General features: G+C 68.1%; 22 protein-coding genes. 9 read left to right on the forward strand and 13 right to left on the reverse strand.

The window, feature by feature from the left end; translation table 11 throughout:
- Positions 1-142 precede the first annotated feature (142 nt).
- Positions 143-718 (forward strand): peroxidase-related enzyme, encoded by a 576-nt coding sequence (locus tag C2L59_RS35645; RefSeq protein ID WP_103353933.1) that lies wholly within the window; start codon positions 143-145, stop codon positions 716-718.
- Here C2L59_RS35645 and C2L59_RS35650 read toward each other — a convergent pair.
- From C2L59_RS35650 to C2L59_RS35655, 3 genes are all read right to left on the reverse strand, one after another.
- On the reverse strand, positions 715-1,647 hold the full coding sequence (locus tag C2L59_RS35650) for a bifunctional helix-turn-helix transcriptional regulator/GNAT family N-acetyltransferase (RefSeq protein ID WP_103353934.1): 933 nt from the start codon (positions 1,645-1,647) through the stop codon (positions 715-717). The genes C2L59_RS35645 and C2L59_RS35650 overlap by 4 nt on opposite strands.
- A 215-nt stretch (positions 1,648-1,862) precedes the next feature.
- Positions 1,863-2,012 carry a hypothetical protein gene (locus C2L59_RS48315; protein WP_199199414.1) on the reverse strand — a complete coding sequence of 50 codons (150 nt, stop codon included), beginning with the start codon at positions 2,010-2,012 and terminating at the stop codon, positions 1,863-1,865.
- A gap of 260 nt (positions 2,013-2,272) precedes the next feature.
- Positions 2,273-3,463, reverse strand: a complete 1,191-nt coding sequence (locus tag C2L59_RS35655; RefSeq protein WP_003058004.1) for an ATP-binding protein — start codon at positions 3,461-3,463, stop codon at positions 2,273-2,275.
- 108 nt (positions 3,464-3,571) lie between these two features.
- Here C2L59_RS35655 and C2L59_RS35660 point away from each other — a divergent pair, with 108 nt between their 5' ends.
- Entirely contained in the window at positions 3,572-4,054 is a 483-nt protein-coding gene (locus tag C2L59_RS35660; protein WP_103354004.1) for a hypothetical protein, read from the forward strand.
- A 60-nt stretch (positions 4,055-4,114) separates the two neighbouring features.
- Here C2L59_RS35660 and C2L59_RS35665 read toward each other — a convergent pair whose 3' ends face one another.
- Complete coding sequence (locus C2L59_RS35665) at positions 4,115-4,843, reverse strand: MerR family transcriptional regulator (RefSeq protein WP_103353935.1); 729 nt, start codon at positions 4,841-4,843, stop codon at positions 4,115-4,117.
- Between the two features lie 171 nt (positions 4,844-5,014).
- Between C2L59_RS35665 and C2L59_RS35670 the strand changes: the two genes are divergently transcribed.
- Positions 5,015-5,560, forward strand: coding sequence for a DoxX family protein (locus C2L59_RS35670; protein ID WP_103353936.1), 546 nt, complete (start codon positions 5,015-5,017; stop codon positions 5,558-5,560).
- Between the two features lie 63 nt (positions 5,561-5,623).
- Here the strand turns inward: C2L59_RS35670 and C2L59_RS35675 are convergent, their stop codons facing one another.
- Entirely contained in the window at positions 5,624-6,913 is a 1,290-nt protein-coding gene (locus C2L59_RS35675; RefSeq protein WP_103353937.1) for an acetyl-CoA C-acetyltransferase, read from the reverse strand.
- 92 nt (positions 6,914-7,005) lie between these two features.
- On the opposite strand from C2L59_RS35675, the gene C2L59_RS35680 reads away from it, so the two are divergent.
- Positions 7,006-8,340, forward strand: a complete 1,335-nt coding sequence (locus C2L59_RS35680; protein ID WP_103353938.1) for a 3-oxoacyl-ACP reductase — start codon at positions 7,006-7,008, stop codon at positions 8,338-8,340.
- Between the two features lies 1 nt (position 8,341).
- Entirely contained in the window at positions 8,342-9,181 is an 840-nt protein-coding gene (locus tag C2L59_RS35685; protein WP_103353939.1) for a MaoC/PaaZ C-terminal domain-containing protein, read from the forward strand.
- Here C2L59_RS35685 and C2L59_RS35690 read toward each other — a convergent pair.
- Positions 9,173-9,829 (reverse strand): TetR/AcrR family transcriptional regulator, encoded by a 657-nt coding sequence (locus tag C2L59_RS35690; protein WP_086843734.1) that lies wholly within the window; start codon positions 9,827-9,829, stop codon positions 9,173-9,175. The two genes, C2L59_RS35685 and C2L59_RS35690, sit on opposite strands and share 9 nt — an antisense overlap.
- A 126-nt stretch (positions 9,830-9,955) precedes the next feature.
- On the opposite strand from C2L59_RS35690, the gene C2L59_RS35695 reads away from it, so the two are divergent.
- From C2L59_RS35695 to C2L59_RS35705, 3 genes are read left to right on the forward strand one after another with little or no spacing between them, the layout of a single operon-like run.
- Positions 9,956-10,612 (forward strand): SCP2 sterol-binding domain-containing protein, encoded by a 657-nt coding sequence (locus C2L59_RS35695; protein WP_199199420.1) that lies wholly within the window; start codon positions 9,956-9,958, stop codon positions 10,610-10,612.
- Between the two features lie 57 nt (positions 10,613-10,669).
- Positions 10,670-11,221, forward strand: coding sequence for an SCP2 sterol-binding domain-containing protein (locus C2L59_RS35700; protein WP_103353941.1), 552 nt, complete (start codon positions 10,670-10,672; stop codon positions 11,219-11,221).
- A 17-nt stretch (positions 11,222-11,238) separates the two neighbouring features.
- Positions 11,239-11,721: a SitI3 family protein gene (locus C2L59_RS35705; protein WP_103353942.1), complete on the forward strand. Its 483-nt coding sequence runs from the start codon at positions 11,239-11,241 to the stop codon at positions 11,719-11,721.
- Positions 11,722-11,757: 36 nt separating this feature from the next.
- Here C2L59_RS35705 and C2L59_RS35710 read toward each other — a convergent pair whose 3' ends face one another.
- From C2L59_RS35710 to C2L59_RS35730, 5 genes are read right to left on the reverse strand one after another with little or no spacing between them, the layout of a single operon-like run.
- On the reverse strand, positions 11,758-12,549 hold the full coding sequence (locus tag C2L59_RS35710; protein WP_103353943.1) for a DUF6339 family protein: 792 nt from the start codon (positions 12,547-12,549) through the stop codon (positions 11,758-11,760).
- Complete coding sequence (locus tag C2L59_RS49475) at positions 12,549-13,445, reverse strand: hypothetical protein (protein ID WP_233223855.1); 897 nt, start codon at positions 13,443-13,445, stop codon at positions 12,549-12,551. Before C2L59_RS49475 ends, C2L59_RS35710 begins: the two co-directional genes overlap by 1 nt.
- The gene (locus tag C2L59_RS35720; RefSeq protein WP_146060478.1) at positions 13,442-15,370 is read right to left on the reverse strand and encodes a hypothetical protein; all 1,929 of its coding nucleotides are present in this window, start codon (positions 15,368-15,370) and stop codon (positions 13,442-13,444) included. Before C2L59_RS35720 ends, C2L59_RS49475 begins: the two co-directional genes overlap by 4 nt.
- On the reverse strand, positions 15,367-16,368 hold the full coding sequence (locus C2L59_RS35725) for a PD-(D/E)XK motif protein (protein WP_103353945.1): 1,002 nt from the start codon (positions 16,366-16,368) through the stop codon (positions 15,367-15,369). Before C2L59_RS35725 ends, C2L59_RS35720 begins: the two co-directional genes overlap by 4 nt.
- Positions 16,368-18,938 carry a Z1 domain-containing protein gene (locus tag C2L59_RS35730; protein ID WP_103353946.1) on the reverse strand — a complete coding sequence of 857 codons (2,571 nt, stop codon included), beginning with the start codon at positions 18,936-18,938 and terminating at the stop codon, positions 16,368-16,370. The genes C2L59_RS35725 and C2L59_RS35730 overlap by 1 nt, the downstream gene beginning before the upstream one ends.
- A 276-nt stretch (positions 18,939-19,214) precedes the next feature.
- On the opposite strand from C2L59_RS35730, the gene C2L59_RS35735 reads away from it, so the two are divergent.
- The gene (locus tag C2L59_RS35735) at positions 19,215-20,306 is read left to right on the forward strand and encodes a DNA cytosine methyltransferase (RefSeq protein WP_103353947.1); all 1,092 of its coding nucleotides are present in this window, start codon (positions 19,215-19,217) and stop codon (positions 20,304-20,306) included.
- Here C2L59_RS35735 and C2L59_RS35740 read toward each other — a convergent pair.
- Both C2L59_RS35740 and C2L59_RS35745 read right to left on the reverse strand, forming a co-directional pair.
- Entirely contained in the window at positions 20,289-20,684 is a 396-nt protein-coding gene (locus tag C2L59_RS35740) for a very short patch repair endonuclease (protein WP_199199421.1), read from the reverse strand. The genes C2L59_RS35735 and C2L59_RS35740 overlap by 18 nt on opposite strands.
- 81 nt (positions 20,685-20,765) lie before the next feature.
- Positions 20,766-21,233 (reverse strand): FxsA family protein, encoded by a 468-nt coding sequence (locus C2L59_RS35745; protein ID WP_103353949.1) that lies wholly within the window; start codon positions 21,231-21,233, stop codon positions 20,766-20,768.
- Between the last annotated feature and the right edge of the window lie 93 nt (positions 21,234-21,326).

Raw genomic sequence — 21,326 nt, forward strand, 5'->3', positions numbered from 1 at the left:
CGGTCCGAGCGCCCGGGTCAACGTGGCGAGGATCGGCCCCGTGCTCTGGCGGAACAGCCGCTCGACGAGGTAGCCCGCGACCACGACAATGCCCTCCAGGCGAACAACGCGCCACGGAATCGACACGACTAGCGTGAAGCCCATGAGCGACGCGGTGAGCCGGTTCCCGGTGACGGAACTCGAAGACCTGCCCGACGACCTCCGCGAGCGCGTCGGCGTGATCGCGGAGAAGTCCGGGTTCACGCCGAACATCTTCCGCGCCCTCGGCCACCGGCCGGCCGAGCTGCGTGCGTTCCTCGACTACCACGATGCCCTGATGGACCGCTCCGACGGCCTCACCAAGGCCGAGCGCGAGCTCGTCGTCGTCGCGACGTCCGGTGCCAACCACTGCACGTACTGCGTCGTCGCGCACGGTGCCATCCTGCGCATCCGCGCCAAGGACCCCGAGCTGGCGGACCGCGTCTCCAGCAACCCGTGGCAGGTGGAGCTGGACGAGCGCGGCCGCGCGATCGTCGATCTGGCCCTGGCGCTCGCCCAGGACTCGGCGTTGTTCGGCGAGGGCGACCTCGAAGCCGCGCGCAACGCCGGCCTCACCGACGACGAGATCTGGGACGTCGGCGCGATCACGGCGTTGTTCGCGATGTCCAACCGCCTGGCTCACCTGACGGCGCTCCGGCCGAACCCGGAGTTCTTCCTGCTCGGCCGGACGCCCCGCTAGAACTCCAGGCGCCACGTCTCGTCGGTCAGCTGTGGGCCCCAGTCGTCGAAATCCTTCTCGGCGACGAGCTGGAACCCGGCCGCACGGTAGATCGAACGGGCCGCGGCCAGGACGGAGACCGTCGACAGCTCCATCGCGCGGTAGCCGTGGGCCCTGGCGAACGAGATACACTCGGTGACCAGCCGCTTGCCCACGCCGTGGCCGCGCGCCGCCGGCTCGAGCAGCAGCAGCCGGATCTTCGCGGTGTCCGCGTCCGGCCCGTGACCGCAGCCGATGCTGCCGACGCGTTCTCCGTCGAGCTCGGCGATCCAGAACGCCTGGCCCGGGTCGTCGCGGCCGTCGAGGAAGTCCGCCGCGATCCGCGCGACGAGCGCCTCGAACCGGGCGTTCAGCGCGTACTCACGGGCGTACAACGCGCCGTGGCGTTCCACCACCCAACCGAGGTCCCCCGGTCGTGGCGGGCGGAGGACGAGCGCCGGGTCGCGCCGGCGGTCGCCGACCAGGTCGCCGATCGTGCGCATCGCGGTCAGCAGCCGTTGCTGGTCTTCGTCGGCGAAGCGCCGCAACAGGCCGCCGATCTGGTCGGTGGACCGGCGGTTCAGAACCGTGAAGGCGTCCCGGCCGGCGGCGGTCGGCCGCACGAGCTGACGGCGGGCGTCCTCCTCGGACCGTTCCCGCACGATGAGCCCGCGGGATTCCAGGCGCGCGAGCAGCCTGCTCGCGTAACCGGCGTCGAGATCGAGACGTTTCCGCAGGTCGGTGACCGGCATCGGGTCCTGGTGCGCGAGCTCGAACAGCACGCGGGCTTCCGGCAGCGAGTACTCGGCGCCGGCCGGTCCCTCGTCCAGCACGCCGATCACCCCGGTGTAGAGCCGGTTGAAGGCGCGAACCGCGGCGACCCGGTCGGCTAGCTCGGCGCTGTCTTTCATTGACCACCTCAACAAGTTCGTTGACGAAGTCAAAGATTAACCGACACGGGTGGCCTGGCAAGTGCGGAAATGGGAAACCCCGCGATGCTGCCAGGTCGGGGGTCCGCCAGCATCACGGGGTCGTACTGGGTATCGACGCCCCTCTGGGCGGCGTTACACCGTGAGCACTTTGTGGCCTAGGTCACTCGAATGGGCGACCGCCACGGGGTGAGAGATCAGCGCATGTAGCCGGAACGAGCCTGCGCGATCGCGATGAGTTCCTGACGGACCGTCGCGGTGGCGGCGGTGTCGATCGCCCGGTTCAGCGCCCGGTGAGTGCGAGCCTCGGCGCGACGGGCACGGAGCTTGGCGGCGATGTTGTTCATCGGTTTCTGCATCCCCTTCGGAGGGTCTCGGTGGTTGTGCCTCCAGTATGCGCCTTTTTTCACAAGGAAGCCAACGAATATCCGGTGACCTGGCGCACTTGCCGATGAATCATCGGCAAACTTGGGTATGCGCCGGAGAGATGTGGGGTGGCGGCGGTCACGGCGAAGCAATCGGCTACCGGTATCTAGTCGTATCTAGTAAAAAAGCCAGACAAACTTAGTGATGCCCATAGACCGCGAGACAGCCGGAAAAGCCCAGGTCAGTCGCGTCCGAGCAGGTAGTGGCCGAAGTGCGGGACGGTGAAGGCGATCTGCCCCCGCTCGGCCGAGTACACGAGGCCCTTCTTCATCAGGCTGTCGCGCGCCGGCGACAGTGACGACGGCTTCCGCCCGAGGAACACGGCGACATCGGCGGTGCCGGCGGGTTCGTCGCGGCCCTGGGTCAGCGAGGCCATCGCCTGCAGGTACTCGCGCTCGGCCGGCGTCGCGCGCTCGTAGCGCGAGCCGAAGAAGCCGACGGCCAGCTCCGACTCCGCTTCGGGCGCCGCGACCTGGACGTCCTTGACCGTGATCGGGTCGGACGGCGCCGCGTCCCAGGCCGCCTTGCCGTAGGCCTGGATGAAGTAGGGGTAGCCACCGGACGCGTCGAAGAGCGCGTCGAGGGCTTCCGGCTCGATGCCGGCGTCCTCGCGCTCGATCGGCGCCATCACCGCGAAGTCGGCGTCCTCGCGGCTGAGCCGGTCGATGCGCGCGTACCGGAATAACCGCTCGGAGTAGGACTTCGACGCCGAGAGCACGGCGGGCACGTGCGGCAGCCCGGCCCCGACGACGACGAGCGGCGCGCCGGACTGCGACAGCTCGTGGCAGGCCGCGCACAACGCCGAGACGTCGTCCGGCTGCAGGTCCTGGATCTCGTCGATGAGCAGCGCGACGCCGGTCCCGACGTCCGCGGCCAGCTCGGCGACGTCGGTGAACAGCTCGACGAGGTCGATCTCGATGTCCCCGGAATCGGCCCGGCCCTGCGCGGCGGGCACGTCGATGCCCGGCTGCCACCGGTCGCGCAGTTTGGCGTCGGGCTTGTTGGCCCGCAGCGCGAACGCCTTCAGGACGCCGAGCACCTCTTCGACCCGGTCCGGCGCGCGGTGCCGCACGGCGAGGTCCCGGATGGCCCGGTGCAGCGCGGCGGAGAGTGGCCGCCGCAGCTCGGCGTCCGGCCGCGCCTCGATCTTCCCGGCTCCCCACTTGTGCCGCACGGCCATCGCGCGCAGCTCCCCGAGGAGCACGGTCTTGCCGACGCCGCGCAGCCCGGTGAGGACGAGACTGCGTTCGGGTCTCCCTCGCGCCACCCGCTCCAGCACCACTTCGAACGCCTTGAGTTCGCGCTCGCGCCCGGCCAGCTCGGGCGGCCGTTGCCCGGCGCCCGGCGCGAAGGGGTTGCGGATGGGGTCCACTCTGCCAAGTTATCGGCGTTTCTAGGGTGAGCCCGATATTCCGCCATAGACGGCTAGGCGTGTCGCCGGAGTTCGATCGGATGGCCCAGGCTGTGCCAGGGTGGTGTGGTGACCGGCTTCGAGGTGGGTGCCGTGGTGACCGGTACGGTCTCCGCGATCCCGCGGCCGGGTGCCATCGGGCTCTTCGTGGACCTCGACGGTGAGCGGCAGGGCTTCGTCGACGTGCTGATCCTGCCGCGGCGGCCCGAGTCGTGGCCCGCGGTCGGCACGAAGACGACCTTCGAAGTGCTGGCCCGCCGCCCCGGGCAGGTCCGCCTGTGGCCGCTGGCGCCGGAGTTCCGGTCCGGGCCGCTCGACAACGGCGTGTCGGAAGCCCAGTGGCGAGCGCGTAAGGCGCGTTACCCGGAAGGCGCGATCCTCGCCGCGGAGGTGAGCGACGTCTACGCCGGCTCCTACCTGGTCCGGTACGAGGGCGGCTGGTCGGTGCTCGAAGACGACGGCGAGCCGCCCGAAGCCGGCACCCGCGCGGTGTACCAGGTGGTCCGGCACCTCGACACGACCCGGCGCACCCTGCTGCGGCCCGGTACATAGAGCCGAACAGGTCTGCAGCCCTGCTCGGCTCTACCCCCAGTGCGCCCCTACGACGCACCGCTAAACGCCCAGGTTCCGCTCCGCGTAGATCTTCATCGCGTCCCGGACGAACTCCGCCGTCGCGCCTTCGAACCCGTAGCGCGGGTCGTCGACGTACAGCTGCCCGAGCCCCGCGAAGTACCCCGCGGACACGGACGAAACCGCCGGCTTCAGCCACTGGTGCAGCCGCCGCGTGATCGCCTGGACCTCGTCGGAGCCCGGGGCGAGCCCGGAAGCCGCGCCGAACGCCGCCGCGATGTCCCGCTGCTCCTGCTGGTGGGCCTGCTTCTCGTCGGCCGAGAGCGAGCGCCACCACTGGTCGCCGCGCCGGTACGCGTCCGAGTCCCAGCGGGACGTGACCTCCTCCTCGTAGCGGGTGTGGTCGAAGCCGTCGAAGACTTCTGCTGCCATCAGTTGTTCACCTCCCTTCAGTTTCCGGAGGGTCGTGCGGACCGACTCGATCTGCCGTCCGATCCGCCGCTGCTCCCGTTCGAGCAGCTCCAGGTGGGTCTCCAACGCCGCGGCGCTGTCGCGCTGGCCGTCGAGCACCTCGGCGATCGCCGGCAGCCCGAGGCCGAGCTCGCGCAGCAGCAGGATCCGCTGCAGCCGGACGAGCGCCTGCTCGTCGTAGTAGCGGTAGCCGTTGCCGCCGATCCGGCTGGGCTCGAGCAGGCCGACCGCGCCGTAGTGGCGCAGCGTCCGGCTCGTGGTCCCGGCCGAGCGGGCGATGTCCTGGATCGACCACTCCATGCCGTCGACGATAGAAGTTAACGCTGCGTCAAGGTCAACCGCTAAAGCTTTATAAGGACCTCTAGCGAACGGACTATAAAAAGCCAGAAAGCCCGATGAGGATTCGAGCCCGGGCCGAGCGGGCACCCACGGAGTAGGTTCGACCAGGCAGCGGCCCGTACGAGGAAGGCTATGACCGTGATACTCCGTCGAGTGGCTCGTCCCCTGCTCGCCACGATCTTCGTGACGGGCGGGATCAATGCGCTGAGGCAGGCCGAGGGCCACGCCAAGGCGGCGGAACCGTTCCTCAACAGCGCGCTCGAGAAGTTCGGCGACAAACTCCCGGAGCAGATCCCGCGGGACCCCGTGACGCTCGTCCGGATCGACGCCGCGGTGAAGATCGGTGCCGGTCTCGCGCTCGCCTCCGGCAAGGCGCCGCGGCTCGCGGCGGGGCTGCTCCTCGGCAGCCTGGTGCCGACCACCCTCTCGACGCACAGCTTCTGGACCCTCAAGGACCCGGGCGAGCGCCAGCAGCAGCAGATCCAGTTCTTCAAGAACGCGAGCCTGGCCGGTGGCCTGCTGCTCGCGGTCAGCGACACGCACGGCAAGCCGTCGGCGGCTTGGCGCGCGCGTCACGCCGCGAAGGACGTCGGCGCCGCGGCCGGGAAGCTCAGCCGTCGCGGCCAGAAGCGCGCCAACAAGCTCGCGAAGCGGGCCCAGAAGGCCCTTCCCAACTAGCCGGCACTTTCACGTGAAAGTGCCGCCCCCGCAGACTCCGAGGGCGGCACTTTCACGTGGAAGCTACTTCTCCAGGATCGCGGTGACGCCCTGCCCGCCGGCCGCGCAGATGGAGATCAGGCCGCGGCCGGACCCCTTCTCGTGCAGCAGCTTCGCCAGCGTCGCGACGATCCGGCCGCCGGTCGCGGCGAACGGGTGCCCGGCCGCCAGCGACGAGCCGTTGACGTTCAGCTTCGCCCGGTCGATCGCGCCGAGCGGCTCGTCCAGGTCCAGCTTCTCCTTGGCGAACGCCGGGTCCTCCCACGCCTTGAGCGTGGCCAGCACCTGCGACGCGAACGCCTCGTGGATCTCGTAGAAGTCGAAGTCCTGCAGCGACAACCCGGCCCGCGTGAGCATCCGCGGCACGGCGTACGCGGGCGCCATCAGCAGGCCCTCCTCGCCGTGGACGTAGTCGACGGCGGCGGTCTGCGAGAACGTCAGGTACGCCTGCACCGGCAGCTTGTGCGCCTTCGCCCACTCGTCGGTGGCGAGCAGGACCGTCGATGCGCCGTCGGTCAGCGGCGTCGAGTTGCCCGCGGTCATCGTGCCGTCCGGGCCGCCGAAGGCCGGCTTGAGCTTGGCGAGCTTCTCCGCGGTCGAATCCGGGCGCAGGTTCTGGTCGCGCGCGAGCTTGAGGAACGGCGTCACGAGGTCGTCGAAGAACCCGCGGTCGTACGCGGCGGCGAGGTGCTGGTGGCTGGCCGCGGCCAGCTCGTCCTGCGCCTCGCGGGTGATCTCCCAGATCTTCGCCGTCAGCGCCGCGTGCTCGCCCATCGACAGGCCGGTGCGCGGCTCCTCGTTGCGCGGGATCGCCGGGACGATGTGCCCGGGCCGGATCTTCGCGACGAGCTTGAGCCGGTCGCCGAGCGTCTTGGCCGCGTTGAGCTGGATGAGGATCTGACGCAGGTTCTCGTTGACGGCCAGCGGCGCGTCACTGGTGGTGTCGACACCGCCGGCGATGGCCGAGTCGATCTGGCCGAGCGCGATCTTGTTGGCGACGTTGACGATGGCCTGCAGGCCGGTGCCGCACGCCATCTGGACGTCGGCCGCGGGCGTCGCGGGCGAAAGCTTGCTGCCCAGCACGCTCTCGCGGGCCAGGTTGAAGTCCTTCGAGTGCTTGAGCACGGCGCCGGCGGCGACCTCGCCGATCACCTCGCCCTGCAGCGAGAAGCGGCTGACCAGACCGTCGAGGGCGGCGGTGAACATGTCCTGGTTCGACGCCTTCGCGTACGGGCCGTTGGACCGCGCGAAGGGGATCCGGTTGCCCCCGATGATCGCGACCTTGCGCACGGCGGGCGTCTTCTTCGGTGGCATGACTTCACCTCTCTGGTCGTGTCCCTCACACTGTAACCTACTAGCGAGTAGGTTAGACTGCGACGTGACGCAGACTGCACGGGAGGCAACCGATGGCTGACAGGTACCAGCAGTTCACGAAAACCCCGGTGGGGAAGTTCGTGGTGCCGAAGCTCGGCCTGCCCAACCCCGCCACGCTGCGCCGGTACCGCCCGGGGCAACCCGCCCTCGAGGGTCCCGCACTCCTGGGTGCCGCGCCCGGCGGGCGGCTGGAGAAGACCCTGCGTGACCAGCTCGCCGACGCCGGCATCGAGGTCATCGGCACCCCGGCCGACCGGCACGCGGCGCTCGTCTTCGACGCCACCGGCGTCACCGACCCCGCGCGCCTGCGCGAGGTCTACGACTTCTTCCACCCGGTGATCCGCAGCGTCGGCCCGTCCGGCCGGGTCGTCGTCCTCGGCACCCCGCCGGAGCAGGTCGAGGGCCGCGAGCGGATCGCGCAGCGCGCCCTCGAAGGGTTCGTCCGTTCGGTGGGCAAGGAGCTGAAGCGCGGCGCGACCGCCCAGCTCGTCTACGTCGCCGACGGCGCCGAAGAGGCCACGGAGTCGACGCTGCGCTTCCTGCTCTCGGCGAAGTCGGCGTTCGTCGACGCGCAGGTCATCCGGATCGGCGCCGAGGGCAAGACCGCTTCCGCGCCGGCCAGCTGGGAGAAGCCCCTGGACGGCAAGGTCGCGCTGGTCACCGGCGCGTCCCGCGGCATCGGCGCGGCGATCGCCGAGGTCCTGGCTCGCGACGGCGCGCACGTCGTTGCGCTCGACATCCCCGCCCAGGGTGGCGACCTCTCGAAGGTGGCCAACAAGGTCGGCGGATCGTCGCTGCAGCTCGACATCACATCGCCGAGCGCGCCCGCGAAGCTCGCGGAGTACCTGAAGGAGCGGCACGGCGGCGTCGACATCGTCGTGCACAACGCGGGCATCACCCGCGACAAGACGCTGGGCAACATGAGTGAGAGCGCGTGGGATTCGGTCATCGCCGTCAACCTCGCGTCGCAGCTCGCGGTGAACGACAAGCTCCTCGACGACCACGTGCTCAACGAGAACGGCCGCATCATCGGCGTCTCGTCGATCGCGGGCATCGCCGGCAACGTCGGCCAGACGAACTACGCGACGTCGAAGGCGGGTGTGATCGGCATGGTGAACGTCGGCGCTCCGCAGCTCGCGGCGTACGGCGGCACGATCAACGCCGTCGCGCCGGGGTTCATCGAGACCAAGATGACGGCCGCGGTCCCGCTGTTCATCCGAGAAGCCGGGCGGCGGCTGTCCAGCCTCGGCCAGGGCGGCCTGCCGGTCGACGTCGCCGAGACGATCGCCTGGTACGCGAACCCGGCGTCGGCCGCGGTGAACGGCAACGTGGTCCGCGTCTGCGGCCAGGCCCTGCTGGGAGCGTGACGTGGCGATCCGCGAACTCGACAGCACGCCGAGCCTGGCCACGCTGTACCCGAAGGCGCTGCTCGGCGGCGTCCTGCGCAAGCCGGCCGGGGATTCGCTGCCGGACACGGAGCTGGTGCGCACCGGCGTCGTCGTCGATCCGGCCCACCTGGCCGCGTACAACACCGTGTGCGGCTTCCGGCTGAGCGACGAGCTGCCGGCGACGTACCCGCACATGCTGGCGTTCCCGCTGCAGATGGCGCTGATGACCGAGCCGGGGTTCCCGTTCCCGCTGCTCGGCATGGTGCACGTGGCGAACCGGATCACCCAGCACCGCGCCCTGCGGATCGGCGAGCCGCTGACCGTGCGCGTCCGGGCGGAGAACCTGCGCCCGCACGAGAAGGGGCGTCAGTTCGACGTCGTCAGCGAGGCTTGGGCCGGCGATCACCTCGCTTGGTCCGACGTCAGCACGTACCTGCGTCGCGGTGCTGGTTCGGGTTCGTCCCGGCGGGACCAGCTGGCGCCGCCGACGCCGGACGCGATCTGGCGCGTCCCGGGCGACATCGGGCGCCGCTACGCGGAGGTCTCGGGCGACCGCAACCCGATCCACCTGCACCCGCTGACGGCCCGCCTGTTCGGCTTCCCCCGCGCGATCGCGCACGGCATGTGGACGAAGGCCCACGCGCTGGCGGCGTTCGAGGGACGGCTGCCGGAGGCGTTCACGGTGGACGTCCGCTTCAAGCAGCCGGTCCTGCTGCCGGCCAAGGCGGGCTTCACGTCGTGGTCCACTCCGGAAGGATGGGCCTTCGAGCTGTGGAGCGGGTCGAAGCCGAACCTGGAGGGCACGATCAGCTCACTCTGACGGCTTCCAGACGGCGCCCTCGATGAGGTCGTTGAAGCCGAGCCAGACCAGGTTCATCATCCAGGAGGCGAGGACGCCGTCGGAGATGTCGGGGTGGTCGAGGGCCCAGTCGGCCAGCGACTCGGCCCCGCCGACCAGGGACGCGGCCAGCCCTTCGCCGGAGAACTCGGCCTGCTCGCCGACGCCCTTGCGGGTGCCGGCGGACACCACGAGCGCGGCGACGAGCTGGATCGCGCGCGCCCGCATGTCGGTGATTTCCGCGGCGAAGGCGCCGCCCACGGTGAGGGCCTGGCGGTGCAGGACCGTCCACGACTCGCGGTACTCGGCGACGAAGCGGTAGAAGGACCGCAGGCCGTGCCAGAGCTGCATGTCCGGCGGCAGGTCGGGCTGAACGCCGGCCTGGATGGCCTCCAGCAGCCGCGTCGCCTCGCGGCGGATGCACGCGCCGAAGAGGTCTTCCTTCGAGCCGAGGTAGGTGTAGATCATCGGCTTCGAGACGCCGGCGACGTCGGAGATTTCGTCCATCGACGCGGCGTGGTAGCCGTGGCGCGAGAAGACCTGGACGGCCGCGTCCAGGATCTGCCGCTCGCGCACGGCACGCGGCAGCCGCCTGGCCCGTTCGGGCGGACGCTGATCTTCCTCTGACACGCTGGACCTCCTCGTTGCTGCCCGGAGACGGTACCGGGCGCGGCCACGCCCGGGTGATTTCGGCACGCTTGCCCGCATACCTACTGGCGGGTAGCCTTACGCATGAGTAACCGGAGAGGGGTGACCATGGCCGACAACGCCGGGATGACCAGCGCCGATCGGATCGCGGAACTCCGCGGCGCACCGCTGCTCGACGCCCTGGAGCGGCTCGACCCGCTGAGCCCCGAAGCCCACGCCCTGGACGTCAACGAGCTGGCCCTCGACCCGGCCGAACTCCGGCGGGACGACTTCCGCCGTCTTTTGAAGGCCCTCCTCCGGCTGGCGGCGCAGGCCCCGGCGTTCGACCTGAGCAAGGTCGAGCCGGCCCGGTTCGCCTCCCTGGTGGCCTCGGCGTCGCGCGCCCAGCTCGAGAGCGTGGTCGCGGACCGCCCCCTGCGCGAGCGCATCCTGGACGAGATCTTCGCCCGCATGGGCGCCCACATCCGCCCCGACCGCGCCCGCGACCTGCAGGCGGTGGTCCACTGGCGCCTGTCGGGAGGCGCCGGCGAAGGCGGCTACGACCGCTACGAAACGGCGATCGCCCACGGGTCCTGCACGGTCAGCCGCGAGATGCACTCTGCGGCGCGAGTCACGATCACTATCGCACCGGTCGACTTCTTCCGGCTCATCACCCACCAGGCCACCCCGGCGGTGTTGTTCGTCACGGGAAGAATCAAAGTAAAAGGCGACCTGGCCTTCGCGGCGGGCTTGATCGGTTTCTTCGACCTGCCGCAGCCCGTATAGTTTCGGACCGTGCCCCGAAACGCAAAATGGCGCCGCCCCCGCCGTGGTGGCCACGCGGTGAACGCGTTCGCGGAGAAGCTGGTCATCGGCAACTTGACGCCACCCCAGTTCATCCAGGTCCTGGAAACCCTCCACATGCTGGGTTCGGCAGGAGCGGGCATCGAGCTGAGTTCCCTGTCAACGGACGTCCTGGTGGACGTGGTCCGCCGAGCCTCCCGCGACCAGCTGAAGGCAATTGCTTCGCATCCAGAGCTCCGCGCGGTGTTCTTGGACGAGATATTCCGCCGGATGTCGGAGCATTTCTCACCGGCGCGGGCGAGGCACGTGGATTTGGTGCTTTCTTGGCGCTTTTCGGAGGGCGCGGGCGAGGACGGTTACGACCGTTTCCAGACAGTGATCGAGGACGGGATGTGCGTGTCTTCGGCGGATCTGTCCCGCACCCCGGACACCACGATCACCGTGTCGGTGGACGACTTCATCCGCATGGCGACAGGCAATGCGGCAGTGGCGGCGATGTTCGTGACGGGGAGGGTGAAGGTGAAGGGCGAGTATGCGCCGGCTGTGCGGTTCTCGAGCTACTTCGACATCCCCAAGCCCACGACGGACTAGTCGCAGGATCAGCGCGGATGGCCATCTCTTACGATCTCGAAATGGCGACGTCATCGTCGCCGGAGCAAGTCGCACACGCACTGCTCGACGTCGGTCGCCCCTTGGCGCTCTTCGCGGCATCGGTCACCCCTGACCAGGTGTGCCGCGACGGAGCGGTGACCCCGCTCCGCACGTGGGTCCGAGTCTACGAACGCAACGCCGCACCTTGGTCACCACTGGTGACGGACTTCGGAATTTCCCCGACCGTGGCCATCGGTTTCAGCATCTACAAACACGACCACATTCCCCAACAACAGGACGACTTGGTCCGCCTCACTACCGGCTTGTTGGACAGCGTCACCGGCGACGCAGTGCTTTCCGGCATGGACATCATCTGGCTCATGCGCCGCAACGGTGAGCTGACCCTGAACGAGCGGGACGACGTCTGGCTCGAGCGCCGCCTCGCCACACTGCACCAGCCCTACCGGCGGGAAACCCTCGCCTACGCGGAGGAACCGTAGCGATAGCGAAGCGGCACCCTTGGCCTGGCTGTCGGGTTACCCGCGGGTGTGCTCGAGTGCGTGCCGAGGTCGACGTTCCGCGTGAAACGCCTGCAGGGAATCATGGGCCGCGCGGCGTACCTCGGCGTTGAGCTGGTCATCGTGGAGCGTCTCGAAGGACATGAAGGCGCCGAGTCGCAACAAGCGCTTCAGGAAATCCTTCAGCAGCTCGGTCTCGTTCAGCCCGCCGGCGTCGATTTCGTGCCAGACGTGCAGGATCGAGCGGACCAGTTGGGGGCTGCCGCCCAGCGCACGCCGGCGTGCGTAAATCTGGTCGAAGGCGCCCTCGCCGAGGATGTGCAGGGCGGCGTAGGGATCGGAGCTGTCGGGGTCGTGGACCAGGTGGGCTCGCCACCAAAGGCGACCGAACACGTGCCGGGTCAGGTCCTTGGCCAGGAAGCGCTCGTCGGTCCGCTTCTCGAATCGCCAGAACGAGACGTCCGGCAGCACGACCAGGGCCAGGAACACCCAGATGTCACGAGCTGCGGCTTCGGCCGGAGCCAGCCCGGTCGTCCGGTGGAGCAGCTCGGCCACTCGCCGGTCGAAGTCGTTCTTGGTGGCGGGTGTCGACCGATTCGGGAAGCCGGCCTCGCGAGCCACGCCGAGAATTGCCTGACGCAGCTGGTCGAGGTCCTTCTCACGGACTCGATCGCCACCCGTGGCGGCGTAAACAGCCGAGTCGTGGCGCAACGCGGTGCGAAGTTCGAGCTCCTCGATGGTCAGTGACTTGTATTCTTGATACAGCTCGTGGGCCTGCCGAGGCAGCAGACGCGGGAACAAGACGCTCATCAGGACTCCTCGAAGATCCGCACAGCGTGCTGGAGCTCGGTCGCGAACGCAGTCGGTGACTGCCCTTGCCGCCTGCGCAGGTGGGCCAGGCTCTGGCCTGGGAAGAACCGACCGACGAGCGCTTGGAGCGTGCTGCCGATCGTCTCGTCGCCATAGTCGTTTTCGAGGCTGAATTCCTGGTCGTTCAGTGCGTGCTCCACCAAGGTGCGAGCGACGTCCGCGTGCACGCTGGACAACACCACGCGGTCGACCGGCCGGGGCTTGGCCGCGTTGCGCATGGCGTCGACCAGTACTCGTTTGCGTTCGTTCACCAGCAGGAGCAACGCGCCCATGGTGGCCGTTTCGAGGTCGCCACCGATCTCCACGTGCCAGCCGGCGTCCTCGGGATACTGGGTCTTGGAGAAGTCGACGACCGCGATGGGGAAGAGCGGCGCGTCACCCTGCAGTCGGGTCTCGTACTTGTTGGTCCAGAGGATCGATCCGGCCCGGCGGGGCGAAGCCGAGTCGCCGGCTTCGGAGAACTCGGCGAGCACCAAGGTGGTTTCCAAGCCCAGTACGCCACCGAGTTGATTGCCGGGCAGGACCGCGGTCAGGTCGACGGTCGCGGTACCCGAATCCGGCAGCGGAATGCGGTCGCCGGCGGCCTTCAGCCCCGAGCCGGACGCTGTCCAGATCATCGCGAGGGTCAACTTCGCCGTCGGGGGAAGCCCGGTGGCCTGCCTGACGAGACCTACGTCCACGGTCACCGTCTGCCGCAAGGACAAATCCATGCGATAGTCCCAGTCGCTCAGGGCATCCGGCAGCTCGGTGGGAGCATCATCGATGAGCCACTGCCACGGTCCGGCCACCACCGAGTCCGCCGGTGCCGTGCGATAGGGCGGTGCTTGCATGCTCATCGCAGCGTCTCCTCGCGCTGGGCGTGCACCGCGATCTCGGTCGTCGTGTCGGGTGCCGGACGGACGAGAACGCGCCAGACGTCTTCGCCGCCTTCGAGGGTCTGTGTCGGGTCGGTGTGGAGTGCACCGTCAGGGCTTTCCCATCCGAATAACCGAGGTTCGTCGGCTCCCCGCGGCGGATCTGTTTCCCTGCTGCTGGTACCGGCCAACGCGATGCCGAGGTCGGCGACGCAGCGGTGCACGCCGAGTGCGGAGACCCGGAACGCCTGGATCAGTAGGACTTGGCCCGCGCGGACTTCGAAGTACGGTGCATCCAGGTACTCCACCCGGGGTTGGCGTCCGCCCGGCTTGCCGGCTGCCGGACCGGTTTGATCCACGGATGAAGACGGGGCTGCGCCGGTGCCCGCGTCGTATAGGTCCCCGGACAGGTGGACAGTCCCGGCCGGCGGTGTCGGCTTCACCGGTTTGAACGCGCGGCGGTAGTCGGACGCTCCGCCGAAGCCCGAGGCGCCCGCCACGAGATCGGAGAACGAGCGGCTTGCGGCGCCCAGCGAAATCTCCGATGAGCTCGTCCGGATCCGGCCGTCGATTTCGATCAATCCTTCGATCGACTCCTTGATCCGGGTGAACGCCATCTTGACGAATCGTTTGTCCTGTCCTTCGAGCGATTGCCAGTTCCAGGCGTCGTGAGTGGGCGGTTCCGACGACGCGAACGTGCTGTCCAGTTCGATGTCCGCGCGGAAGACGCCGGCATAGGACACGTACTCGGCCGCCGGTTTCGGTCCGGCGTGGTAGGTGACGACCAGTTCCGCCGTACGCATGAGACAGACGTGGTGAACGGTGCTCTCGACCCCCGCCGTCTCTGCTGCGGGAGTCTGGGTGAACGGCGGGAGGAAGCGCTTTTCGAGCCCCAGCATTCCGAGTTTCGTCCGGGGATGACCCTGGTACCAGAGCTCTTTGGCGTCTTCGGCCGATCGCATCGCTTCGTACGCGGAGACGAACATGTCCAGCGGAGTCGTCTCGCGAGGGTCCGGCACCGGAACCGTGATGCCGTCGCACTGCACGGAGAACCGCATCGGCGGAGTGCCGTCGTCGGGGGCGGCCAGCATCTTCGGCCAGAGGTTCCAGGCTATCGTCTCCGCCAGGTAGCTCCCGGCGTCCTGGATCTCCCGTTCGCCGAGGTCGGGGTCGATGACGACGACCGTTGTACCGGTCTCGTCCGGGCCGAAGCCGCGCAGACCCAGTCGCTCCGCGGTGGTGTCGGCTTCGGCGCCGATCAGCGGTTCGACGACGCCGTCCGCGGAATGCGTTCCCCACCAATGCCGTCCGGTGTACCGGCGACCGGAGAGCCCTTCACCCTCGGCGTAGCTCTTCCAGAGTGCACAGCCCATCAGTCGTGTCTCGAACCCGCCGTCGACTCGACATCGCGTGTGCACTAGCACGGTCCCGGGTCGGCTCAGCAGGTAGAAGATCCCCTTGCCGAATCCGTAGGTGCCCCCGCCGAGTTCGGTGTCCCTCGGTTCGCCGATGTTTCTGATGAAGGACACGAAGTCGTGGTTTTCGACCACCGCGTTGTCTGCGCGGGTGGGGCCACCCAGTCCGGTCGTCCCACGGTCCGAGATTGTCAGGACGCGGATCACCGGACTCGAGATCGACTGCCGCAGCGGCAGGTGCTCGGGTGCGGGTACGTTGCGGGCGAGCAGCTCCCGCCACGCCGGTGCGTGTGCCGGACTGACGATTCTCAGATCGAGGTGGTAGTCGACCGCCGTCTTGCCGGTACGTGCATCCCAGCTGTTTTGGGCGGACTCGCGTACGAGGATCGTCAGCAGATCCAGCTCGGGCCTGCCGAGTTGGTTGCGGATCCCTTCGGCCGCACTCGCCCCTTCGGGCGGGAACATCTGTGAGTGCCAGGCCGCTGTGGTCACTTGCTCTCCTGGGTGATCCGGGCGATCCGATCACGGATTTCCCGGGAGTCGGTGACTTCCGGCTGCTGCTGGTCCAGGTCGACGGTGTAGTCGAGGTCGGAGACTCCGGGGGGAACCGACGAAGGCGTGATGCGGGGAAAGTCGTCATCCACCTCGTACCACCGTTGTTCGCGAACTGCGAAGCGCACATCCTGGTACAGGTCCGCATCGGCCGGTCGGTAACCGGCTTCGGCGAGTTTGAAGAGCAATCCGGTGTCGTCGTCGCCGGTTCGGCGCGCACGATCCACGAGATCGGAGATCGTGCTGCCCTGCTCGGCGACCCGTTCCACCCTGACCCACACCAGGTCGAGGGCGCCATCCGGCGGCGGTTGGAGCTGCTCGACGCCGTGGATGCGAACTTTCCGCCCGGTGGCCGCGGTGGAAGTCTTGACCTCGATCCCTTGCGTGCCGACGGTGAAATCGTGACGGTGCCCGGCGGGCCCTGTCCAGAAGTCGACCGCCGTGCTCTCCTGCGCGAGCAGTTCGTTCAGCACCACCAGCTCGCCGAACAGGCCCGCCAACCGGTCGGGACTCAGCGGTGCCGGTGAATGCTGGAACAGGGCACGCCATTGACCGACCACGGTGTACAGCACCTTCAGCGGCCGATCGGGATTTTCCCCGACTGCGTCGAGCACATCGACGACAAGGCCGGTGAACACACCGTCGAGATCCCGCCGGTCGCAGCCCAAATCGGCGTACCGCTCGTAGACCTGATCGTTTTCGAGCGGTCGTTCACGCACGGTCAATGCTGCGCCGCCCCGATCGAGCCGGACGTGCTGATGAGCTGTGAGCGGTACGAGGAGGTGGCGGTTACCTGCGTGATCCACTGCCGCGAGCAGCGGGCCCACCGGGGTCGCGACCGGGAGGTTCGACGTGCGTACCCGCTGCGGGCCGGAAACCTGTTCCTCTTCGAGGCGCCCCCAATGGTCATCGACGACCTTGCGCAGGTGCGCACTCATCAGTCGTCCACCGCGTCGAGGCCGCTCAGGTCCTCTTCCTCGATCCGGACCTTCGCCAGGTTGGTGGCCACGTACTGCCACTCCACCGTCGAATCGTCCGACGACGGCGGGGGGAATACGAGGCCGACACCGATGACGTCTTCGGCGGCGTTCAGCGCGCGACGGCTGAGGATGCGACGGGCCTCGGGTTCTGAGTCCTTGTCGATCACGTAAAGCGCGAGAAGGGCACTGTCGGGGCTCTGCTGCAGCCGCAACGCCTTGATCTTGTCTTCGGTCAACTCCCCCTGCACCGATGAGATGTCGAGATCGATTGCCGCGTCCCGGCGGCTCATCAGAGTCTTGATGTCGACAGTGTCGTTGTCGTCGCCGGGCAGCGCCGAACGAGTGGCCATCCGGACTGTGCAACCGTCGGTGAAGGTGAACTCCTTCGGAGAATCCGTGCCTGCCGAACCACCGATGACGGCGACGTTCCAGCCGCGCAGCGCGCCGGACTTGGCGATGCGCCTCGCGATGTAGTCGGTCAACAGCTTGGAATCGCACTCCTGCGACTTCTCGTGGAATCGGTACTCACGCAGGAAGTCCGTGACCAGCTCGTGCGGGACCCCGCGGATCAGCACGTTGCCGTCCTGCCTGTCGAGTTCCGGGCTGCCCTCCAGCACGGCCTTTCCGACGAGCTGACGAGCTGCTGCTTGGTTGCCTGCGAGCCAGTCGTGGTCGGTGCGGAAGTAACGGGTCTGGATGCGCAGGCCGCCGTACGCCGATGCCGAGGGGACGGCGTTGGCCATCTTGGCGGCTGCCGTCACGCGGAGTGCCGGATGCGTGCGCAGCCGGACGGCGAAAGTCATCGGAGTCTTGTCTTCGACCATGTACACGTCGATGTCGCGCCGCATCTCGCTCTCGACTGTCGCGATGTGGCGGAACCAGTCGCGAAGCTCGTCGGTCATCCAGATGCGGGGCAGGTCGGCGTAGCCGTTGCGGAAGCCGAACCACCGTCCCATCTGGAGCAGCGTGTCGTACGCGGAGACAGAGCGCACGAAGAAGCTCACGGCGAGACCTTCGAGCGTCAGGCCACGGGACAGGGTGTTGCCACCGACCGCGATGGCGACGACGGGACCGTTCTCGTAGTCGAGGCGGTCCTTGCTCCCGGAGTTGTCCATGATGATCCGGCAGTCGTGCAGAACGCCGGGAAGCAGTGGTGCCAGCTCGTCGAACGTCACCTGCTGCTCGTGGAACAGGTCGGCGGGCACGCGCGCCGTCTCGCGCTCCCAGATCTGGCGGAGCTCGGTCAGGAGCTCGGCGTCCCCGGTCCGGAGCAGGGCCTCGCTCTCGTTGCGGAGCTTGGACAGGGGGTGTTTGAAGCTGTTGTGAACGGCGGTATTGACGCTGGTGTGCACCAGCATGGTCGAGTGCGGATTGCCTGTCTTGCGTACCCGGCGCGCAGCAGTGCTGAGCCAGAAGTACCGGATTGCCGTGCGGAGTGTGTCCGTCAGCACCGGGTGGAAGCCGTCGGCATCAGCGCGTGAACTCGGGCGTACGAGTTCGACCTCGGATTCGGGGACCTGCCGGATCATGTCGAAGCCGTCGAAGACGTCTTCCGGGTCTTCTCCGTCCATGACGTCGCGACCGAACAGGACCTCGGTCCCGAAGTGTCCCGTCGGCTTGGGCAGGTTGACGATGAAGTGCTCGGGATACAGGTCCTTGGCCGACGGGTCGATCAGCAGGTTCGCGAACGGGGTGGCGGTGTAGCCCACGTAAGCCGACTTCGGCAGGCGCCCGAGGATCTCGATGATCAACGGATTGATCGTTTCGGTCGCGACCGTCGCCTGGTCGGCCTCGTCGTCGATGATCAACGCCGGGCAGTCCGCCAGGTACTCCGAAGCCGTCTCGAGCCACGCCGAGAACTTCTCGAGGACGCGAGGATTCTTCTTGATCACGCACAGGACGTGCTGTTTGTTGTTCTTGGAGAGGTAGGCGGCCGCATTGGCGGGCGGCGTGAAGTCCTTGTCGGGATCAGTGAGCTGAAGCCAGCGCGAGGGGTTCGGCTTGACCAGCTGGTCGACGAGGCGAAGTTGTGTCTGTCGGCGGAGGCCGTTGTGGATACCGGCGAGCACGATGAAGAGCTTGTAGCCGCGATCGGCCGCCTTCGCCGTCACGGCGGTGAAGTTGGTGGTCTTTCCGGACTGGACGTAGCCGACGACCAGGCCCTTCGTCGAGAACTTCGGCACCTGGGGGTGACTCAGCAGGGAGACGACCTTGGTCGATGCGCCGTCGAGATCGTCGAGGCTCTGCTCCGACCACCCCGACTTCCGCAGCAGCTCTTCGAGTGCCGGCCAGTACCTGTCACGTGGCCGCGGTCCGGTGTACCAGGTGTAGCGGTTGTCGAGGATGACGCTGCGCGGTTCCTCGCGCTCCCGGATCCTGATGGTCTCGCGCTCGTGCCGCTCGGCGATCCGCTGAAGCAGTTCGTCCTCGGCGCCGAACAGTTCCATCTTCTTGATGGCGGTCTCCGGGGTGCCGGTGTCCACCAGGTCGAGAAACGCGGCGTACTGCTGGTCGAACTTGTCGGTCACCGATCCTCCAATTCCGTCTCCGGGCGCATCGACGGGACGAGCTACGCCGACCCGCTTCACGGTAGGTGCTGCCGGCCTCACCGTCAGGTGCCTCGAACGGGTGACCCTGTTCGGCGCCTCGACGCAATCCCCTCCGTGATCGATCACGTCGCGCGGACGGCCGCTTCTGTTACTCCATGTGGTCACGGACGCGTCACGCACTGAGTGGCCTGCTGCCGGCGTGTCGAATTCATGGCTCGTCCACCCTGTCGTACCCGACTTATAGACTCCCGTCCTATGACCGACGGACAGTTGGCCTTGCCGCTACCGGCGCAGGTCGAGATGGTGGACCTCTTCGCCGGTCCGGGCGGGCTCGACGTCGCCGCTCACTGGCTGGGCGTGTCCGTGGTCGGCATCGAGTGGGACGACGACGCCTGCGTCACCCGCGAGCAAGCGGAGTTGCATACGAAGCACGGTGATGTGCGGCTGTCCAAGCCTGCCGACTACCCGAAGGCCCGGTTCCTGACCGGCGGCCCTCCGTGCCAGACGTATACCGTCGCCGGGCATGGGACCGGCAGACGAGCTCTGGAACGGGTGCTGTCCCTCGTCGACGTCGTCGCCGACCCCGACGGTGACGGCCTCAGCGAGGAGGACCTCGCGCAACTGGAGGACGAACGCACCGGGTTGGTGCTGGAGCCCCTGCGGTGGGCGCTCAATGCGGGCGTTCCGTACGAAGCGATTGTTCTCGAACAGGTGCCTGCGGTGCTGCCGGTGTGGCAGGCGTATGCACGCGTGCTCGAAAAACGCGGCTACAACGTCGACTGTGGAATCCTCCACACCGAGGAATTCGGGGTCCCGCAGACGCGTCGCCGGGCGATCTTGATCGCTCGGCGTGACGGAGAAGCGAAGCTGCCCCAGCCTACGCACCGGCGTTATCGGAAGGGGTCGGCCCGAGGTGAAGGCGATCCCCGCTTGCTTCCGTGGAAGACGATGGGAGAAGCGCTCGGCTGGTCGGAGCAGTTCACCGTGAGGTCCAACTACGGCACGGGTGGCGACCCGAAGGCACGTGGGGAGCGGCGGTCGACCGAACCCGCTTTCACCGTCACCGGCAAGGTCTCCCGCAACCGTCTGATCGACAGACCGAAGGGCCGGTCTGATCGCTTCACCGACCAAGAAGCAGGCAGGCTGCAGACCTTCCCGCCTGATTACCCCTGGTCAGGGCGGGGCATCGCCCAGCAGATCGGAAATGCGATCCCGCCGCGGCTGGCTGCTCACGTCCTGGCCGCCGCCATGGGCAAGGAACTCGATACCGCGAAGCTGGACCGCTGCGTCAAGCGAAGCTGGAAGGAAACCCGCAACGGGGTCGAGGGGCTATTCAAGGACGCCTGACGCCCGGCGGCGCTCCCGGACGGCGGAGATGACGCGGTCGGTAGCGACCTCGACAGACTCGTGTTCCCAGATCCGGACGGCGAGCCAACCTGCCTCGCGGAGCCGTTCGTCGGTGTCGGCGTCCCGTCGGCGGTTCGTCTCGATCTTGTCGCGCCAGAACTCCGCGTTGTTCTTCGGCCAGGTGGCGTGCTCCGGGCAGCCGTGCCAGAAGCACCCGTCCACGAAGACCGCAACGCGGGCCGGGCCGAACACCAGGTCAGCCTCGCGGCGAACGCCCTTCACCGGCCGGCGGTGTACCCGGTAGCGGAAGCCGGCACCGTGCAGGGCCTTGCGCAGCGCCATCTCGATCCCGGTATTCCGGGACTTCTGCTTGCTCATCCGAATGCGCACGGCGGATGTGGTCTTCAGACGCTCCACGCGCACATTGTGGCAAGGTTTGATCGCCCAGGCCGAGCGTGGCTAGCCTTCGATGACCCTGCCCTCGATCACCGTCGGCTGGTCACGACGTGGCTCCTCCGGCGGCACCACCTCGCTGTCCACCACCATCACCGGCCCTCGACGGCGGTTGGCGAACCGGACCGCTCGCTTCTCCATCCGCTTCAGCCACAACCGCCGAGCCACCGCGCGTGACGGCGGCAGGATCAGCAGCAGCCCCAGCACGTCGCTGACGAATCCCGGTACCAGGATCAGCACCCCGCCCAGGCCGACCAGCATTCCGTCGGTCAGTTCCTTCTCCGCCGGGCGTCCTGAGCGGGCCGCGGACGTGAATGCCCTCATTGCCTTGCCGCCCTCGCGGCGGGCCAGCCATGAGCCCAGGAACGCGCCGGCCAGCAGGAGGCCCAGCGTGCCCAGCACGCCGACGGCCGAGCCCACCGCCCAGATCGCGGCGATCTCGGCGAAGACGTAAAGCAGGAACGCGACAGCCATACCCCGTACAACGAACAGCCTGTCCGATTTGCTCCCGATCAACGCAGCAACGTTGACACCATCGACCGCAGCCCCGCCGCCAGGCGGTCCGGG

Source organism: Amycolatopsis sp. CA-128772 (assembly GCF_002904295.1).
In the GTDB taxonomy this organism is placed as follows: Bacteria; Actinomycetota; Actinomycetes; order Mycobacteriales; family Pseudonocardiaceae; genus Amycolatopsis.

Bases quoted from the DNA above. Each gene is read 5' to 3' on its own strand.
- C2L59_RS35695 (WP_199199420.1), top strand. From the start codon at position 9,956: ATGGCCGACAACGCCGGGATGACCAGCGCCGATCGGATCGCGGAACTC.
- C2L59_RS35745 (WP_103353949.1), bottom strand. From the start codon at position 21,233: ATGGCTGTCGCGTTCCTGCTTTACGTCTTCGCCGAGATCGCCGCGATC.
- C2L59_RS35735 (WP_103353947.1), top strand. From the start codon at position 19,215: ATGACCGACGGACAGTTGGCCTTGCCGCTACCGGCGCAGGTCGAGATG.
- C2L59_RS35665 (WP_103353935.1), bottom strand. From the start codon at position 4,843: ATGGAGTGGTCGATCCAGGACATCGCCCGCTCGGCCGGGACCACGAGC.
- C2L59_RS35740 (WP_199199421.1), bottom strand. From the start codon at position 20,684: ATGAGCAAGCAGAAGTCCCGGAATACCGGGATCGAGATGGCGCTGCGC.
- C2L59_RS35675 (WP_103353937.1), bottom strand. From the start codon at position 6,913: ATGCCACCGAAGAAGACGCCCGCCGTGCGCAAGGTCGCGATCATCGGG.
- C2L59_RS35645 (WP_103353933.1), top strand. From the start codon at position 143: ATGAGCGACGCGGTGAGCCGGTTCCCGGTGACGGAACTCGAAGACCTG.
- C2L59_RS49475 (WP_233223855.1), bottom strand. From the start codon at position 13,445: ATGAGCATGCAAGCACCGCCCTATCGCACGGCACCGGCGGACTCGGTG.
- C2L59_RS48315 (WP_199199414.1), bottom strand. From the start codon at position 2,012: ATGAACAACATCGCCGCCAAGCTCCGTGCCCGTCGCGCCGAGGCTCGC.
- C2L59_RS35725 (WP_103353945.1), bottom strand. From the start codon at position 16,368: ATGAGTGCGCACCTGCGCAAGGTCGTCGATGACCATTGGGGGCGCCTC.
- C2L59_RS35705 (WP_103353942.1), top strand. From the start codon at position 11,239: ATGGCCATCTCTTACGATCTCGAAATGGCGACGTCATCGTCGCCGGAG.
- C2L59_RS35650 (WP_103353934.1), bottom strand. From the start codon at position 1,647: ATGAAAGACAGCGCCGAGCTAGCCGACCGGGTCGCCGCGGTTCGCGCC.
- C2L59_RS35710 (WP_103353943.1), bottom strand. From the start codon at position 12,549: ATGAGCGTCTTGTTCCCGCGTCTGCTGCCTCGGCAGGCCCACGAGCTG.
- C2L59_RS35680 (WP_103353938.1), top strand. From the start codon at position 7,006: ATGGCTGACAGGTACCAGCAGTTCACGAAAACCCCGGTGGGGAAGTTC.
- C2L59_RS35670 (WP_103353936.1), top strand. From the start codon at position 5,015: ATGACCGTGATACTCCGTCGAGTGGCTCGTCCCCTGCTCGCCACGATC.